The organism is Mesoterricola sediminis (genome assembly GCF_030295425.1).
GTDB classification, from domain to species: domain Bacteria; phylum Acidobacteriota; class Holophagae; order Holophagales; family Holophagaceae; genus Mesoterricola; species Mesoterricola sediminis.
Genome location: NZ_AP027081.1, coordinates 360,342 through 376,365, shown reverse-complemented (window position 1 = coordinate 376,365; position 16,024 = coordinate 360,342). Strand labels below are relative to the sequence as shown.

Genomic DNA, 16,024 nt, shown 5'->3' with positions numbered 1-16,024 from the left:
GCCTCCGGTGCTCCATGATAATCACCTGATGCGATTTCTGCCCCTCGTCCCCCATGATTTCGACCCGGCCCCCTGGCGGAACTTCCAGGCCGCCGAGCTGGCCTGGGGCCCCGGGCCTGCGGCCGCCTGGCGCGCCTCGGGCCCGCCCATCCACGCCCTGCACCTGGCGGACCAGCCCTGGGGGCCGGAGCTGGGCACGGAGGCCATGGCGGCCCTCCGGGCGGGCCTGGATCCGGACTTCCTGGTCCTCCACGCCGCCGCGCCCGCCGGAAGGCTGGATGAATCGCGCTTCATGTCGACCCTGGAGGTCCTTCTGGAGCTGACCCACGGCACCGGCGTGAAGCTGGCGCTCCGGGCCCGGTCCGGGGACGCGGCCGTCCTGGCCCGGCGCCTCAAGGAGGCCCGCGGGGAGGCCGTGGGGTTCTGCTGGCACGCGGGGGTCGGGGAGGACCTGGACGCCATATCCGACCGGCTCTTCTGCGCCGTCGCGGCGCCCGGGGAGGACCTCCGCCCCCTGCAGCGCCTCGGCTACCGGTGGAACGTGGCCGTCCCGGCCTCGGATCCCGCCGCCGCGGCCGCCGCCCTCGCGGCCCTGGAGGCCAGCCATCCCATGGTCTACTTCCCCGAGGACATGACGGGGCTCCTCCCGGACGGGGGCCGGGCGTGAAGCCGCTCCTCGTCATCGCGGGAGAGGCCTCCGGGGACCTCCACGGGGCCGAGATCCTCCGGGAGCTCCGGGCCCGGGTGCCCGGACTGCGCATCCTGGGGGCCGGCGGCGACCTGATGACGCCGCTCCTGGACCGGAAGCTGGCCGACGTGAAGGACCTGGCGGTGGTGGGCTTCGTGGAGGTCCTCAAGCACGTGCCCGGGCTGCTCCGGCTTAAGGCGGACATCCTCCGCGCGGCGCGGGAGGAGGGCGTCGGCGCCGCCCTGCTCATCGACTACCCCGGCTTCAATTTCAGCCTCGCCCAGGCGCTCCGGGCGGCGATCCCGGGGATCCGCCTCCACCACTACGTCTGCCCCCAGGTGTGGGCCTGGAAGGCGGGCCGGATCCCCAAGTGGGGCCGCACCCTCGACACCCTCTACTGCCTCTTCGACTTCGAGCCGGCCCTCTTCGCGGGGCTCCCCGTGGAGGCCCTCTGGGTCGGCAACCCCCTGGTGGAGGCGGTGAAGCCGGAGGTGGACCGCGCGACCTTCTTCCGGGAGGCCGGGCTGGACCCGTCCCGGAAGCTGGTGGCCCTCCTCCCGGGGAGCCGGCGCAGCGAACTGGACCGCCTCCTCGCGCCGCTCGTGGACACCGTGCTGGGCTGGGACGGCCCCCCCGTGCAGTGGGTCCTGCCCGTGGCCCCGACCCTGGACCCCGCCTCGCTGGACCTGCGCGGGGCCCCCATCCGCACCGTCCTCAACCGGAGCTATGCCGCCCGGGCCTGCGCCGACGCGGCCCTGGTCTGCTCGGGCACCGCCACCCTGGAGACGGCCCTCCTGGGCACGCCCTTCGCGATCATCTACAAGCTCAGCCCCCTCACCTACCTCGCGGCGAAGCGGTTCGTGCGCATCCCGCGGTTCGGCCTCGCCAACGTGGTGGCCGGGCGCTCCGTGGTGCCCGAACTCCTCCAGGGGGAGGTCAACCCGGTCCGCCTGCGGGAGGAGCTGAAGCGGCTCCTGGATCCCGTCCGGGCCGGGGCCATGCGGACGGAACTCGCGGAGATCCGCGCCCACCTGGGCGCGCCGGGCGCCGCCGGGCGGGTCGCGGAGCACCTGGCCTCGAAGCTGGCCTGACGGAAGAACCTGGTCAGAACCGCCAGGTGGCCCCGCCCATGACGGCGAGGGCGGTGGTCTGCGGATCGATCTTGCCCATGAGGACCTTCACCTCGGCGTCCAGGGACCGGGAGAGGCGCCAACCGAAGCCGAAGGTGCCGGCCGCGTGAACCGCCTTCATGTCCACCTTCCCGAGGGTGGGGTCCACACGGGTGCCGGACCAGGCGTAGAGGCCGCCGCCGGCCGTCACGTAGGGTCCCATGGCCGCCGGCCCCCCTCCCGGGCGGAGGAAGTAGACGGCCTCCCCGGCGAGGTGGCCGGCCGAAACGCGGCCCGACTTGCCCGGAAGCTGGGTCAGGTTCCCCCAGAACCACACGTCGAGGCCCAGGTCGACCCGGGCGTGCCAGCCCTCGAAGTGCTCCGCCAGATCGAGGTCGGCCACCAGGCTCGCCCCGATCCCGGGGGCGGTGCCGCCGCCGACGGCGTCGGAGAGGCCCGACTGGGGGAAACTGGCGCGGACCTGGAACCCCAGGGTGCTGGGCTCCGGCTGCTGCGCGGCCAGGAAACAGCCCCCGGCGAGGATCAGGAGGGTACGGAGGTTCGGCATGGCGGCATTCCTTCCGGTGGGGCCATTGTAGTTCAGTACGAGGCCACGATTCCTTCCCAGAGGCCCTGGGCTTTCAGGATCGCCTCGGCCACGGCCCGGAAGACACCCTGGCCGCCGTCCACCGGCACCACCCAGTGGCTGGCCTCCCGCACCTCGGCGACGGCGTCCCGGGGGCAGCAGGCGAGGCCGACCCGCCGGAAGAGGGGCAGGTCCGCCAGGTCGTCCCCCACGTGGGCGACCTCCTCCGGCCGCACCCCGTACTTGGCGCAGAGCTGGTCCAGCACGGGCCCCTTCACGAGGTGGCCGACGAAGCAGTCCTCCACCTTCAGGTCCCAGGCCCGGTGCACGGTCGCGGGGGAGTCCAGGCCGGAGATGAAGGCCACCGGGATCCGGCACCGCTGGAGCCACTTGATGCCCGCGCCGTCCCGGACGTTGAAGGTCTTGGTGTGGCGGGGATCCGTCCCGTAGTGGAGCGCCCCCGTGGTCAGCACGCCGTCCACGTCCGTGCACACGAGCCGGATGGCCCGGGCCCGCTCCTCCAGTCCATCCATGGCGCACCTCCGCAAACCGTTCGCTTCAGGATACCTTCAAGGAACCGCAGGAGGCTCCCGTGTACCTTGGCAGGGCGATGATCTTCATATGCCTGGGATACATGGTCCTGTTCGTGATAAGACTGGTCCTGTTCTGGTTCAGGGGAGGACGGGCGCATGGACGAGATCGATGACCTGAAGGCGGCGGGCGCCCCCATGCTGGACGTCCGGACCCCGGCGGAGTTCGAGCAGGGGCACGCCCCCGGCAGCTTCAACATCCCCCTGGACCAGCTCCAGGCCCGCCTCGGCGAGCTGGACCCCGCCCGCCCGCTCCTCGTATGCTGCGCCAGCGGGGCGCGGAGCGGGATGGTCCAGCAGTTCCTGATGCGCAGCGGGTTCGCCCGGGTGGTCAACGCGGGCCCGTGGCAGCGGCTCCTCTGAGCCTCAGCCCCGGCTCGGCAGTTCCAGCCCGAACCCCTTGGCCTTGTCCTCCGCCTTGAGCAGGAGGCCGAAGACCACGGCCAGGACGCCCAGGACGGTGAAGATGGCCATGGGAAGGCCGTAGTTGTAGGCGGGGCTGGTCCCGGCCTGGGAGACCCGGGTGCCGACGATGCAGTACTTGTCCAGGACCCAGCCGATGAGGTAGGGCACGACCCAGAGGGCCAGGAGGTTCTGCGTCCAGAAGATGAGGCCGTAGGCGGTCCCCAGCTGGCGGTGGGGGATGAACCGCGGGATGGAGGGCCACATGGCGGAAGGCACCAGGGCGAAGGCGAACCCGAGGAAGATCGTGGCCACCAGGGCGACCACCCAGCTGTTCAGGAAGGGCACGGCGAAGACGAAGTGCACCGCCACGAGCAGGAGGGAGCCCAGCACCATGAGGGTGGCGCCCTTCCCCTTCTTGTCGTAGTACCACCCGAAGAACCAGGTCAGGGGGATGGCGGCGATGGGGAGGATGCTCGGGATGCTCCCGGCCAGGTTCTCCCGCACGCCGAACTTCTGGACCATGAGGTCGGGGGCGTACTTGATGAAGGGGAACACGCCCGAGTAGAAGAGGGCGCAGAGGATGGTCACGTACCAGAAGCCGCGGATGCGCAGGATGTCGGCGATGTCGGAGAGGCGGAAGGCGTCCTCCTCGGAGGGGCCTTCCATGAGGCCCTCGGTCTCGTCCAGGCGCCGGTCCATGGCGCAGTAGATGATGTACGCAACCAGGCCGAAGCTGAGGAGGACGACGCCGACCAGGATCGGGGCCCCGATCGACTGGTGGAACTTCTCGGCGATGGGGCCCCCGAGGCCCACGGCCAGGCTCGTGCCGATGCGGGCGGTGCCCACCTGCAGCCCCATGGCCAGGGCGATCTCGTAGCCCTTGAACCAGCGCGCGATCACCTTGGTGGCCGTCACGCCCACGATCTCGATGCCCACCCCGAAGACGGCGTAGCCGAGGGCGGCGACCCAGACCTGGGTCTTCGTGCCGAAGAACATCCCCCCGTCCAGGACGTGGGTGGTGACGGCCCACCACTTCAGGGTGCAGCCGGCGACCATGAGGATGCAGGCCAGGATGCCGGTGAGCCGGGCTCCGAGCTTGTCCAGGAGGATGCCGCCGATGATCAGCATGAACATGGCGACGTTGAACCAGGCGTAGGCGCCCGTGAAGAACCCGTATTCCGCGCTCGTCCACTTCAGCTGCTGCTCCAGGAGGGGCTTCAGGGGCGAGGCCACGTCGGCCACGTAGTAGCCGCAGAGCATGGAGAAGGAAACGATCGCCAGGGAGATCCAGCGGGCTGCCGCGGAATGGCGCAGGGACTTGGAGAGGGCTTCCGTCATGGGGGATCCTGGGAAAGGGGCTGGTCCCAGCCTACCGGAGCATCCGGCCCTTGTCTTCCGAGGCATCTGCCCGGGGAAGCATTTTTTCGGGGCCGGGGCGCCGGGCGCGGGAACACCTTTTTCCCGCCCCCCGGACCGGGGCCGTGGCACCTTGGAGGCGGGAGGTGCCCCATGGATCTGGGAATCAACGGCCGCGTGGCCATGGTCGCCGCCGGCAGCAAGGGCCTGGGCAGGGCCGCCGCCGCCGCCCTGGCGCGGGAGGGATGCAAGGTGTCCATCTGCGGGCGGGACCCCGGCGCCCTGGAGGCGGCCCGGGCGGTCCTGGGGGGCTCCGCCCTGGCCTTCCCCTGCGACCTCACCCGGCCGGCGGATATCGAGGCCTGGTACAAGGCCACCCTGGAGGCCTTCGGCCAGGTGGACATCGTGGTCACGAACACCGGGGGCCCCCCGGCGGCCACCTTCCTCGATCTCACCGAGGCCGAATGGGAAAGCGGCGTCCAGTCGACCCTCATGAACGTCGTCCGCCTCTGCCGCCTGGCCCTCCCCGGGATGCGGGCGCGGGGCTGGGGGCGCATCGTGCACATCACCTCGCTGGTCGCCAAGCAGCCCACGCCCCTGCTCACCATCAGCAGCACCCTCCGGGCCGGCCTCTCGGCCTTGACCCGCACCCTCGCCCAGGAGTTCAGCGGGGAGGGGATCACCGTGAACGCCCTCCTGCCGGGGCACGTCATGACGGACCGGCAGCTCCACCTCGCCGAGGTCCGGGCCCGGAAGGAGGGCATCACCGAGGCGGAGTACTTCACGCGGGCCGCCGCCGAGATCCCCGCCCGCCGCCTCGGCCAGCCCGAGGAGGTGGGGGACGCGATCGCCTTCCTGTGCAGCGCGCGGGCCAGCTACATCACCGGCGCCTCCCTCCAGGTGGACGGCGGCCTCATCGCCAGCACGTTCTGACGGATCAGGGCTTGCGGGTGCGCGGCCCCGGCCGCCGCCCGCCGGCGGGCTTCCGGGCCGCTGCGGCCCCTTCCCCGGTGGCCTTGCGGCCCGGCTTCAGCCCCGCCCCGGGGTCCAGGATCTTCCGGACCCGGGCGGCGCCCCGGCCCTCCTCGTCGCCCCGCCGGCGGCAGGCGATGCGGATGGGGGTGCCCCGGTAGCCGAACTGCTCGCGCAGGCGGTTCTCCAGGTAGCGCAGGTAGCTGAAGTGCAGCTCCCGGTCCGTGTTGGTGATGACCACGAAGCTGGGGGGCCGCGTGCCCACCTGGGTCATGAAGTAGAGCTTGGGCAGCTTTCCGTCCACGGCCGGTGGCGAGAAGGCCGCCACGGCGTCCCGGAGGAAGGCGTTGAGCCGGCCCGTGGGAACGCGGCGGGCGTGGGCCTCGGCCACGTCGTGGATCAGGGGGAAGAGCTTGGTGACCCGCTGGCCGGTCATGGCGGAGAGGAAGATCATGGGAGCGTGCTGGAGGAAGCCCAGGTCCTGGCGGATCCGGTCCTCCATGGCCAGGCTCGTGTAGGTGTCCTTGGCCACCAGGTCCCACTTGTTGACGACGATGATCACCGCCGCGCCGGCCTCGTGGGCGTACCCGGCGATCACGGCGTCCTGGTGGGTGATGCCCTCCACCGCGTCCACGAGCAGCAGCGAGACGTCGGCCCTGGCCATGGCCTGCTTGGCCTTGAGGATGGAGAGCTTCTCGGCGCCCTCGGTGGTCTTGCCCTTGCGCCGGATGCCCGCCGTGTCGATGAGGCGGTAGATGCGGTCCTCCGCCTGGAAGACCGTGTCCACGGTGTCGCGGGTGGTGCCGGCCACGTCGCTGACGAGGCTGCGCTCGTAGCCCAGGAGCTTGTTCACCAGGGAGGACTTGCCGACATTGGGCCGGCCGATCACCGCGAACCGCAGCTCCTCGGCGGGGTCGTGGGCCTCCGCCTCCTCGGGGGTGCGGTGGAAGGGGAGGCGGGCCCGGATGGCGGCGAGGAGTTCGGGGACGCCGTCCCCGTGGCTGGCGCTGAGCACGTGGATCTCGTCGAAGCCCAGCTCGTAGAAGGCGCCGTCCGGGGAACCGCCCCGCACGCCGTCGATCTTGTTCACCACGAGGATGGCCGGCTTGCCCTTGGCCCGGATCCGGGCGGCGATCTCCGCGTCCACCGGGTTCCAGCCGTCGTGGGCGTCCACCATGAGGAGGAGGACGTGGGCCTCTTCCATGGCCCCCTCGGCGATGCGGGTGATCCCCCGGGTGATGATGTCGTCGCCGCCGAAGTCCAGGCCGCCGGTGTCGACGAGCTGGAAGACCTCCTCGGCCTCTCCGGCCTCGTCCAGGCAGGTCACCCGCCCGTAGCTCCGGTCGCGGGTCATGCCCGGCAGGTCATGGACCAGGGCCGCCCGGGAACGGGTCAGGCGATTGAACAGGGTGGACTTCCCCACGTTGGGGCGCCCGCACAGGGCCACGATGGGGAGCTTCATGGGGGACCCCCATATGAAACGCGCCCTCTTTATGGGAGGGCGCATCCTTGAGACTGGCGGGGCTGACGGGGCTCGAACCCGCGACCTACGGCGTGACAGGCCGTCACTCTAACCGACTGAGCTACAACCCCAGGTTTTCAAAGCACCATTTCTGGTGGGCGATGACGGGCTCGAACCGCCGACATGCTGCGTGTAAGGCAGCTGCTCTACCGACTGAGCTAATCGCCCGAATCGCCGAACCATGATCGTCTCACCGGGCAGGACCTGCGTCAAGGGAAATTCGCGTCGCCGGGCCCCTCCCCGTTATCCTGGTTCCCGAACCCTCTCTCCATCCTGCGCGTCTCCGAGGTCCCCATGCCCATCCTTCTGCGCATGCTGTCCCTTCTGGCCCTTCTTTCGGTCCAGCCTCTGGCCGCCGAGGCGGCCTGGGGTCCCCTGCCCCCGGACACCTGGCGCATCCAGGCCGGAGACCCCCAGGCCCCCGGGGGCGCCGTGGTGCTGGAAGAGCGCCTCGCCTTCAACCGCAGCAACCTCGAGTGGCACTACCGGGTGCGCATCGTGTCCAAGGAGGGCATGCGGGCGGCGAGCTTCCCCGCGTTCCCCGTGGGACTCCTGGCGCTGGAGGGGCGGACGATCCGGCCAGACGGGACCGTCACCCCCTTCGCCTCGGCCAAGGACTGCAGGCAGGAGCCCACGAAGCCAACCCCTTACCAGCCGATCCAGACCCTCCTGGTCCCGCCGGGCGTCACCTCCGACTGCGTGGTGGAGGTCTATGCCCGGACCGAGACCCTGTGGTTCCAAAACAATCAGTGGATGCGGCCCCTCACGCGGCCTTGGCCCATCCGCACCTTCGTCTTCTCCATCCATTCCTACGTTGACCAATCGTGGTCGCTCCAGGACGTGGGCCGCCACCGGCCGGAGATATCCGAGACCTGGACCACGCGCACCTTCACGTTCCGGAATCTCCCGGCGGAGGATGAGGGCCCCTACGTCCTGGCGCCGACCCTGGACCGCCCTACCCTCATCTTCTCCTTCAACGATCGGCTCCGCACCCCACCGGACGGAAACCCGGACACGTTCTGGACCCAGGTTGCGTCCATGCTGAACCTCTTTCAGGTGAAGCGGGCAGTCCGGGGGGACGCCTACAAGGCCTTCTCGGAGGCGCTCCGGAAGGAGCTGCCCGCCTCTCCCCAGGAGGCCGCCAGGACGCTCCTCATACGGGCCCACACGCGGCTCGTCAACATCCACGAACGAACGTGGGAGACGCGGCAGCGGGGCAAGGACGCGGAGTCCAGCATCCCCTCCACGCGCCCATACATGGCCATCGACATCGGAATGCTCTCGCCTCGCTATAGGGTTCCCGACCTCGGCAAGATGGTCCGGGAGGGGGGCGCCAGCGCCTACGACTGGCAGTGGCTCGCCTGGAATCTCCTCGCGGACGCCGGCCTCAAGCCCCGCCTCCTCGGCGTCAGCAACCGGAACGCGTGGATCTTCCGCTACTCGTTTTTCAATATCAACCAGATCACGCGTTACCTCATCGGAATCGAGGAGCCCGGCCGGGAGACCCTGTGGCTGGACCCCACCCGGCCCCTGCTGGCCCCGGGCGTGATCCCAGCCCCCTACCAGGGCACCCCCGGCATCCTGGCCGACCTGCCGGAGGAGATGGCCCGGCCCTTCGAGGTGCCCGTCCAGCCCGCCACCGCCAACACCCAGACCTTCACCTACACGATGGCCTTCGCGGAAGGGCGCCAGACCTTCGACCTCTCCGCCGCCTTCCTGGGCCAGGAGGCCTACCTCCTCCGCTTCGCGGCCAAGGATGCGGCCCCCCAGGGCCGGGACCAGGCCCTGAAGGACCTGTTCGCGGCGCGCCTGAAGGACTGGACCCTGACCGGCGCCCAGGTGCGGCACCATGGGGACGTGGCCCAACCCTATGGCTGGTCCATCCAGGGCGCCCGGCCCTGGGAGGCGGCGGGGGCGCTGCGCGTCCATCCCTTCCCGGGCCTGGCCTCGCCCCTGGAGATCCCCGACGCCTGGCCTCCCCGGCGCACGGCCCGCATCGTCCTGCCGTACCTCCAGACCCACCGGGCCACCTGCCGCCTCGCCATCCCCAAGGGGTACCACGTTCCGCCCCAGGCCGCCCTGGAGGCGCGCAACGCCTTCGGCAGCGTGAGCTGGCAGCTCAAGCCCTCCAGCCGCCCGGAGGAGGCCGAGGTGGACCTGGTCATCACCACGGACACGCTGGTGGCTCCGGCCGAGGACCTGGAGGCCTTCAAGGCCTACCTGGGCTGGATCCAGGACGCCCTGGCGCGCGTCGTCACGGTGGAACGGGACGCCTGAGGCGCGCAGGCCAAGGGGGGGGGCCTCCACCGGCATTTCTGACCGCTGCGTCTGGTTTTCCGCGCTTGAGGATTCCCCGGAAGGTTGAGACAATGGCACGCTCCCTTAACCCGGATCAGCCTCCCTGCGCCTTCGGCGCCCCATGGCGAGGAATCACGAAGGATTCTGGAGGAACACGTGTTACCTGATGTTCTGAGTGCTATGGGTGGGCTGGGCCTCCTCGCCGAAGGGGAAGCCCCCAAAGGATTCATGGACGCCCTGCCGGATCCCATGAAGATCGACTGGCAGGCGCTCCTGTTCGTGATGGCGCTCGTCACCATCCTGTACCTCTTCCTCAAGGTGGCGTTCTTCAAGCCCGTCCTGAAGGTGATGGACGACCGGGACGCCGCCATCGCCTCCGGCGCCTCGCGCCGGGCCGAGGCCGCCGCCCTCGTCGAGGCGCGCCAGGCCGAGTACGCCTCCCGCCTCAAGGAGCTCCGGGCCAAGGCCTTCGAGCACCGCAAGGACCTGGCCGCCGCCGCGGGCCGCGAGAAGCAGGCCCTCCTGGACCAGGCCCGCGCCGAATCCGGCGCCGAGCGCGCCCGCGCCCTGGATGAGCTGAAGGCCGCCCAGGCCGGGGCCAAGGCCGACCTCATGGCCCAGGTGGACGCCCTGTCCGAATCCATGGTCTCCCACCTTCTCCGCCAGGCCTGACCGATGCGCATCCTCCGACTCCTCACCCCGCTCGCCGTGACCGCGGCCCTGGCCCTGGGCGCCCCCGCCCTCCGGGCCCAGGAGCACGGCCAGGCCCCGGTCCACGAGACCCAACCCACCGAAGCCGCCCCCGCCCACGAGGCCGGCCACGGGGAGACCCCCGCCGCCCAAGGCGAAGGCCACGCGGCCGCGGGCCACGACGCCGGGCACGGCGGCGCCCACCACACCCCCCTCAAGCTCTTCGGGATGGAGCTGGAGCGCGGCGGCCAGTTCCTCGTCCAGCTCTTCAACTTCGCCCTGTTCGCCGGGATCCTCTTCTTCCTCCTCAAGGGCGCCCTGTCCAGCGCCTTCAAGGCCCGGGCCCGGGAGCTGGAGGACAAGCTGGGCCAGGCGGAGCGCGAGCGCGCCGAGGCGGATGCCCAGATCCAGGAGCTGGAGGCCCGCATGGCCGGGCTCCAGGCCGAGCTCGAGGGGATCATGGCCAAGGCCGGCGCCGAGGCCGAGGCCGAGAAGGCCCGCATCATCCAGTCGGCCCAGGCCGAGGCCGCCCAGATCCGGGCCCAGACCAAGGCCGAGATCGACTTCCAGAAGCGCGCCGCCGAGGCCGAGCTCCGCACCCTCGTCGCCGAGCTGGCCGTGGAGGGCGCCTCCCGGCGCCTCCAGGAGCGCGTGAAGGGGGAGGTCGCGGCCCAGGTGCTCGACCGTTCCATCCAGCAGGTCGGAGGTGCCCAGTGAGCAACCGGCTCATCGCCCATCGCTACGCCAAGGCCCTCGCGGACCTGGCCGTGAAGGACGGGAACCTCGTCAAGTACGGCGAGGAGCTCGCGGAGATCAGCGCCCTCGTGCGCCAGTCCCCCGACCTGGAGCGCCTCTGCTTCTACCCCCTGATCGCCCCCGCCCAGAAGGCCGCGGCCTTCGGCGCCGTCCTGGACCAGGCCCGGGTCAGCCCCGCCCTGCGCACGTTCTTCAAGGTGGTGGCCCAGGCGGCCCGCCTTTCCCTCGTCCATGAGATCGCCGCCTGCTACGCGGACCTGGTGGATCGCCACACCGGCGTCGTCGAGGCCCGGGTGCTCAGCGCCCAGCCCCTCAGTCCCAACCAGACCGACGCCCTCTCCGCCTCCCTGGCCAAGCGCACCGGCAAGACCATCCGCCTGCGCTGGCAGCCCGACCCCGCCATCCTCGGCGGCGTCAAGGTCCAGGTGGGCTCCACCGTCTTCGACGCCTCCCTCCAGGGCCAGCTCCGGCTCCTGAAGGCCAAGCTCCTCACCGCCTAACCCCCGTCCCGGAATTTCGGAGGAACAGATGGACATTCGCGCGGAAGAGATTTCCCGCATCATCCGCAGCCAGATCGAGGGCTTCGATGCCCAGGTGGACGTATCCGAAATCGGGACGGTCATCAGCGTGGGCGACGGCATCGCCCGGGCCCACGGCCTCGAGAAGGCCATGGCCGGCGAGCTGCTCGAGCTCCCCCACGGCGTCATGGGCCTGGCCTTCAACCTGGAGGAGGACAACGTCGGCATCATCCTCCTGGGCGAGGCCAGCGTCATCAAGGAAGGCGACACCGTCAAGCGCACCGGCAAGATCATGAGCATCCCCGTCGGCCCCGCCTTCGTGGGCCGCGTCGTGGATCCCCTGGGCAACCCCATCGACGGCAAGGGCCCCATCCCGGCCGCGGGCCGCAACCCCATCGAGCGCATCGCCCCCGGCATCGTGGACCGCCAGGGCGTGGCCGAGCCCATGCAGACGGGCCTCAAGGCCATCGACGCCCTGATCCCCATCGGCCGCGGCCAGCGCGAGCTGATCATCGGCGACCGCCAGACCGGCAAGACCGCGGTCGCCCTGGACGCCATCATCAACCAGAAGGACACGGGCGTCATCTGCATCTACGTGGCCATCGGCCAGAAGCGCTCCACGGTCGCCCAGGTGGTGAAGACCCTCGAGGACTTCGACGCCATGAAGCACACCATCGTGGTCGCCGCCACCGCCTCGGAAGCCGCCCCGCTGCTCTTCCTGGCCCCCATGACCGGCGCGGCCATGGGCGAGTACTTCATGTGGCACGGCAAGGACGGCAACCCCGCCGGCCCGGACAACCCCGGCCAGCACGTCCTCGCCATCTACGACGACCTTTCCAAGCAGGCGGCCGCCTACCGCGAGATCTCCCTGCTGGTGCGCCGTCCTCCGGGCCGTGAAGCCTACCCCGGCGACGTCTTCTACCTCCACAGCCGCCTCCTGGAACGCGCCGCCAAGCTGTCCAAGGCCCGCGGCGGCGGCTCCCTCACCGCCCTGCCCATCATCGAGACGCAGGCCGGCGACGTTTCCGCCTACATCCCGACCAACGTCATCTCCATCACCGACGGCCAGATCTTCCTGGAATCCGACCTGTTCAACTCGGGCGTCCGGCCCGCCCTCAACGTGGGCATCTCGGTGTCCCGCGTGGGCGGCGCGGCCCAGGTGAAGGCCATGAAGCAGGTCGCCGGCTCCATCAAGCTCGAGCTGGCCCAGTACCGAGAGCTCGCCGCCTTCGCCCAGTTCGGCTCCGACCTGGACAAGGCCACCCTGGCCCAGCTGAACCGCGGCCAGCGCCTCGTCGAGATCCTCAAGCAGCCCCAGTACGTGCCCATGCCGGTGGAGAAGCAGGTCATCACCATCTGGGCCGCCACGGCGGGCTTCCTGGACGACCTGGCGGTGGACAAGGCCCGGGCCTTCGAGACCGGCCTCCACGGCTACCTCGACATCAACGCTCCTGAACTCCTCAGGACCATCCGGGAGACCAAGGTCCTCTCCGACGAGACCAAGGCCGCCCTCAAGACCCAGGTGGCGGCGTTCAAGGAGACCTTCCTCCAGACCCTCAACCAGCCCGCGGGAGCCTAACCCATGGCAGGCCTCCAGGACATTCGCCGCCGCATCCGGTCGGTGAAGAACACCCAGCAGGTCACCAAGGCCATGAAGATGATCTCCGCGGTCAAGCTGCGGAAATCCCAGGAGGCCCTGCTCGCCCTGCGACCTTTCGCGTCCAAGCTGCTGGAGGTGGTGAAGGACGTCGTCGCCCGCTCCGCCGAGCTGGGCGCCGCCGGCCTCTCCCCCGTCGCCAGCGCGTTCCTCGCGCCGCGGGAGGAGCAGCGCATCCGCCTCGTGGTCGTCGCCAGCGACAAGGGCCTCTGCGGGGGGTTCAACGCCAACGTGCTCAAGGCCGCCTCCGCCTTCGTGGCCGGGACCGGGTCCGCCATCGTCCACCTGGACGTCGTGGGCCGCCGGGCCGCGGAATGGGCCAAGAAGTCGGGCCTCGCCGTCCAGGGCGACTTCCAGGGCGTGGCCCTGGCGGGCCTGCCCGCCGCGGCCGAGTCCATCGCCGCCGACGCCGCGCGCCAGTACGAGGCCGGCGAGATCGACGCCCTCTACGTCATCCACAACTACTTCGCCTCCGCCATCGCCCAGGTCCCCACCACCCTCCGGGTCTTCCCGATGGAGCTGGAGGCGGCCTCCGGAGAGGCGCCCGCGGGGTCCGTGCCCGCCCTGCTGGAGCCCAGCCCCGCCGAGGTCCTGGACGCCCTGCTGCCGCGCTTCATCGAGACCACGCTGCTCCACGCCCTCCTGGAGAGTTCCGCCAGCGAGCACGGCGCGCGCATGGCCGCCATGGACAAGGCCAGCACCAACGCCGAGGACATGATCGCCCGCCTCACCCTGAACATGAACAAGCTGAGGCAGGCCTCCATCACGAACCAGATCATCGAGATCGTGTCCGGCGCCAACGCCTGACCCCCCCTTCCGCCCGAGGTCCGACATGAGTGAAATGAAACAAGGCCGCGTGATCGCCATCGTAGGCCCCGCCGTGGACGTGGAGTTCGACGAGAACCACCTCCCCGAGATCCTCAACGCCCTGCTCACCGACGTCACCGACGCCGCTGGCAGGACCGAGACGGTCACCCTCGAGGTCCAGCAGCACCTGGGCGAGAACCGGGTGCGGTGCGTGGCCATGCAGCCCACCGAAGGCATGATCCGCGGCCAGAAGGTCACGGACACCGGCGCCCCCATCCAGGTGCCCGTGGGTCCCGAGACCCTGGGCCGCATCATCAACGTGGTGGGCACCCCCGTGGACGAGCGCGGCCCCCTGAACAACCGCACCACCCTCCCCATGCACCGGGAGGCCCCCAAGTTCGACGACCTGAACACCACCGCCGAGATGTTCGAGACGGGCATCAAGGTCATCGACCTCCTCGAGCCCTACGCCAAGGGCGGCAAGACCGGCCTCTTCGGCGGCGCCGGCGTGGGCAAGACCGTGCTGATCATGGAGCTGATCAACAACCTGGCCAAGGGTCACGGCGGCCTCTCCGTGTTCGCCGGCGTCGGCGAGCGCACCCGCGAGGGCAACGACCTCTGGAACGAGATGATGGATTCGGGCGTCATCAAGTCCGACAACCTCGCCGAGAGCAAGGTGGCCCTCATCTACGGCCAGATGACCGAACCTCCCGGCGCCCGCGCCCGCGTCGCCCTCACCGGCCTCACCGTCGCCGAGTACTTCCGCGACGCCGAGGGCAAGGACGTGCTCCTCTTCATCGACAACATCTTCCGCTTCACCCAGGCGGGTTCCGAAGTGTCCGCCCTCCTGGGCCGCATGCCCTCCGCCGTGGGCTACCAGCCGACCCTGGCCACCGAGATGGGCGAGCTCCAGGAACGCATCACCTCCACCAAGAAGGGCTCCATCACCTCCGTGCAGGCCGTGTACGTGCCCGCCGACGACTACACCGATCCGGCGCCCGCCACCACGTTCGCTCACCTGGACGCCACCACCAACCTGAGCCGCGAGCTGTCGGCCCTGGGCATCTACCCCGCCGTGGATCCCCTGGCCTCCACCAGCCGCCTCATGGACCCCCGCGTCCTGGGCGACCTGCACTACACCACCGCCATGCGCGTGAAGGCCATCCTGCAGAAGTACAAGGAACTGCAGGACATCATCGCCATCCTCGGCATGGACGAGCTCTCCGACGAGGACAAGCTCACCGTGGCCCGGGCCCGCAAGCTGCAGCGCTTCCTCAGCCAGCCCTTCCACGTGGCCGAGACCTTCTCCGGCATCCCCGGCAAGTACGTGAAGCTGGAGGAGACCATCAAGGGCTTCAAGGAGATCTGCGACGGCCAGTGGGACCACCTGCCCGAGCAGGCCTTCTACATGGTGGGCACCATCGAAGAGGCCGTGGCGAAGGCGGAAAAGCTGGCGACGACCTAGGCCCGAGGCTTCCATGAGCGAACGCATCCACCTCGAAGTGCTCACCCCCGAGCGCCGCATCTTCTCGGCGCAGGTCGCCGAGCTCCAGTTCCCCACGAAGGACCGGGGCTACTACGGCATCCTGCCCGGCCACACCCCCCTGGTGACGGCCGTGGGCCAGGGCCTGATCACCTACACCGAGGACGGCCAGAAGCACTGGCTGACCGTCTTCGGCGGCTTCGCCCAGGTGGGGCCCGACCACGTCACGATCCTGGCCCGCGCCAGCGAGACCGTGGACATGATCGACGTGGAGCGCGCCGAGGCCGCCCGCGTCCGCGCCCAGAAGCTGCTGAAGGACGCCGAAGGCGAGACCGACCTCGACCAGGCCCAGGTCAGCCTGGAACGGAGCCTCATCCGGCTCCAGGCGGCAGGCAAGCCAGCGGGCCACTGAACCCCTCCCCAAGCACCAGGACAAGGGCCGGGAATCCTCCCGGCCCTTTTCCTGTCTCCACGGTTCACCCCCGCCCAGGGGGGTTTCGCCCCAGATGCCGCCGGTCCATGAAATCTGCGATTGAAAACCCGGAAGAACCCGATAACCTGCGTCCACTTCAAACCGCGTTCGCCGT

Annotated in this window: 16 protein-coding genes and 2 tRNA genes; 12 read left to right on the top strand and 6 right to left on the bottom strand. The window is 70.3% G+C overall.

The window, feature by feature from the left end; all coding sequences use genetic code 11:
* Positions 1 to 28 precede the first annotated feature (28 nt).
* Together R2J75_RS01710 and lpxB are read left to right on the top strand one after the other, a co-directional pair.
* A complete protein-coding gene (locus tag R2J75_RS01710) occupies positions 29 to 667 on the top strand; it encodes a hypothetical protein (RefSeq protein WP_316410947.1) in 639 nt (212 codons plus the stop codon).
* A complete protein-coding gene (gene lpxB, locus R2J75_RS01705) occupies positions 664 to 1,779 on the top strand; it encodes a lipid-A-disaccharide synthase (protein ID WP_243334417.1) in 1,116 nt (371 codons plus the stop codon). Before R2J75_RS01710 ends, lpxB begins: the two co-directional genes overlap by 4 nt.
* A gap of 13 nt (positions 1,780 to 1,792) precedes the next feature.
* Here the strand turns inward: lpxB and R2J75_RS01700 are convergent, their stop codons facing one another.
* Both R2J75_RS01700 and R2J75_RS01695 read right to left on the bottom strand, forming a co-directional pair.
* Entirely contained in the window at positions 1,793 to 2,365 is a 573-nt protein-coding gene (locus tag R2J75_RS01700) for a hypothetical protein (RefSeq protein WP_243334419.1), read from the bottom strand.
* Positions 2,366 to 2,397: 32 nt separating this feature from the next.
* Complete coding sequence (locus R2J75_RS01695) at positions 2,398 to 2,916, bottom strand: KdsC family phosphatase (protein WP_243334422.1); 519 nt, start codon at positions 2,914 to 2,916, stop codon at positions 2,398 to 2,400.
* Between the two features lie 156 nt (positions 2,917 to 3,072).
* On the opposite strand from R2J75_RS01695, the gene R2J75_RS01690 reads away from it, so the two are divergent.
* Positions 3,073 to 3,336, top strand: coding sequence for a rhodanese-like domain-containing protein (locus R2J75_RS01690; RefSeq protein ID WP_243334424.1), 264 nt, complete (start codon positions 3,073 to 3,075; stop codon positions 3,334 to 3,336).
* 3 nt (positions 3,337 to 3,339) lie between these two features.
* Here the strand turns inward: R2J75_RS01690 and R2J75_RS01685 are convergent, their stop codons facing one another.
* The gene (locus tag R2J75_RS01685) at positions 3,340 to 4,716 is read right to left on the bottom strand and encodes an MFS transporter (RefSeq protein ID WP_243334426.1); all 1,377 of its coding nucleotides are present in this window, start codon (positions 4,714 to 4,716) and stop codon (positions 3,340 to 3,342) included.
* A 171-nt stretch (positions 4,717 to 4,887) separates the two neighbouring features.
* Here R2J75_RS01685 and R2J75_RS01680 point away from each other — a divergent pair, with 171 nt between their 5' ends.
* On the top strand, positions 4,888 to 5,667 hold the full coding sequence (locus R2J75_RS01680; RefSeq protein WP_316410946.1) for an SDR family oxidoreductase: 780 nt from the start codon (positions 4,888 to 4,890) through the stop codon (positions 5,665 to 5,667).
* Positions 5,668 to 5,671: 4 nt separating this feature from the next.
* Here R2J75_RS01680 and der read toward each other — a convergent pair whose 3' ends face one another.
* From der to R2J75_RS01665, 3 genes are all read right to left on the bottom strand, one after another.
* On the bottom strand, positions 5,672 to 7,168 hold the full coding sequence (gene der / locus R2J75_RS01675) for a ribosome biogenesis GTPase Der (protein WP_243346807.1): 1,497 nt from the start codon (positions 7,166 to 7,168) through the stop codon (positions 5,672 to 5,674).
* Between the two features lie 54 nt (positions 7,169 to 7,222).
* Positions 7,223 to 7,299, bottom strand: a tRNA-Asp gene (locus tag R2J75_RS01670).
* Positions 7,300 to 7,320: 21 nt separating this feature from the next.
* Positions 7,321 to 7,396 (bottom strand) — tRNA-Val (locus tag R2J75_RS01665).
* Between the two features lie 126 nt (positions 7,397 to 7,522).
* Here R2J75_RS01665 and R2J75_RS01660 point away from each other — a divergent pair.
* The 8 genes from R2J75_RS01660 (at position 7,523) to atpC (ending at position 15,849) form a co-directional block, all read left to right on the top strand.
* Complete coding sequence (locus R2J75_RS01660; RefSeq protein WP_316410945.1) at positions 7,523 to 9,505, top strand: hypothetical protein; 1,983 nt, start codon at positions 7,523 to 7,525, stop codon at positions 9,503 to 9,505.
* A gap of 249 nt (positions 9,506 to 9,754) precedes the next feature.
* Positions 9,755 to 10,198: an ATP synthase F0 subunit B gene (locus R2J75_RS01655; protein WP_243334435.1), complete on the top strand. Its 444-nt coding sequence runs from the start codon at positions 9,755 to 9,757 to the stop codon at positions 10,196 to 10,198.
* Between the two features lie 3 nt (positions 10,199 to 10,201).
* On the top strand, positions 10,202 to 10,933 hold the full coding sequence (locus R2J75_RS01650; RefSeq protein WP_243334438.1) for an ATP synthase F0 subunit B: 732 nt from the start codon (positions 10,202 to 10,204) through the stop codon (positions 10,931 to 10,933).
* Positions 10,930 to 11,472: an ATP synthase F1 subunit delta gene (gene atpH / locus R2J75_RS01645; protein WP_243334442.1), complete on the top strand. Its 543-nt coding sequence runs from the start codon at positions 10,930 to 10,932 to the stop codon at positions 11,470 to 11,472. The genes R2J75_RS01650 and atpH overlap by 4 nt, the downstream gene beginning before the upstream one ends.
* A 28-nt stretch (positions 11,473 to 11,500) precedes the next feature.
* A complete protein-coding gene (gene atpA, locus R2J75_RS01640; RefSeq protein ID WP_243334444.1) occupies positions 11,501 to 13,069 on the top strand; it encodes a F0F1 ATP synthase subunit alpha in 1,569 nt (522 codons plus the stop codon).
* Between the two features lie 3 nt (positions 13,070 to 13,072).
* A complete protein-coding gene (atpG, locus tag R2J75_RS01635) occupies positions 13,073 to 13,954 on the top strand; it encodes an ATP synthase F1 subunit gamma (protein ID WP_243334446.1) in 882 nt (293 codons plus the stop codon).
* Between the two features lie 34 nt (positions 13,955 to 13,988).
* Positions 13,989 to 15,419: a F0F1 ATP synthase subunit beta gene (atpD, locus tag R2J75_RS01630; protein ID WP_279342769.1), complete on the top strand. Its 1,431-nt coding sequence runs from the start codon at positions 13,989 to 13,991 to the stop codon at positions 15,417 to 15,419.
* A gap of 13 nt (positions 15,420 to 15,432) precedes the next feature.
* On the top strand, positions 15,433 to 15,849 hold the full coding sequence (gene atpC, locus R2J75_RS01625) for an ATP synthase F1 subunit epsilon (RefSeq protein WP_243334449.1): 417 nt from the start codon (positions 15,433 to 15,435) through the stop codon (positions 15,847 to 15,849).
* Positions 15,850 to 16,024 lie beyond the last annotated feature (175 nt).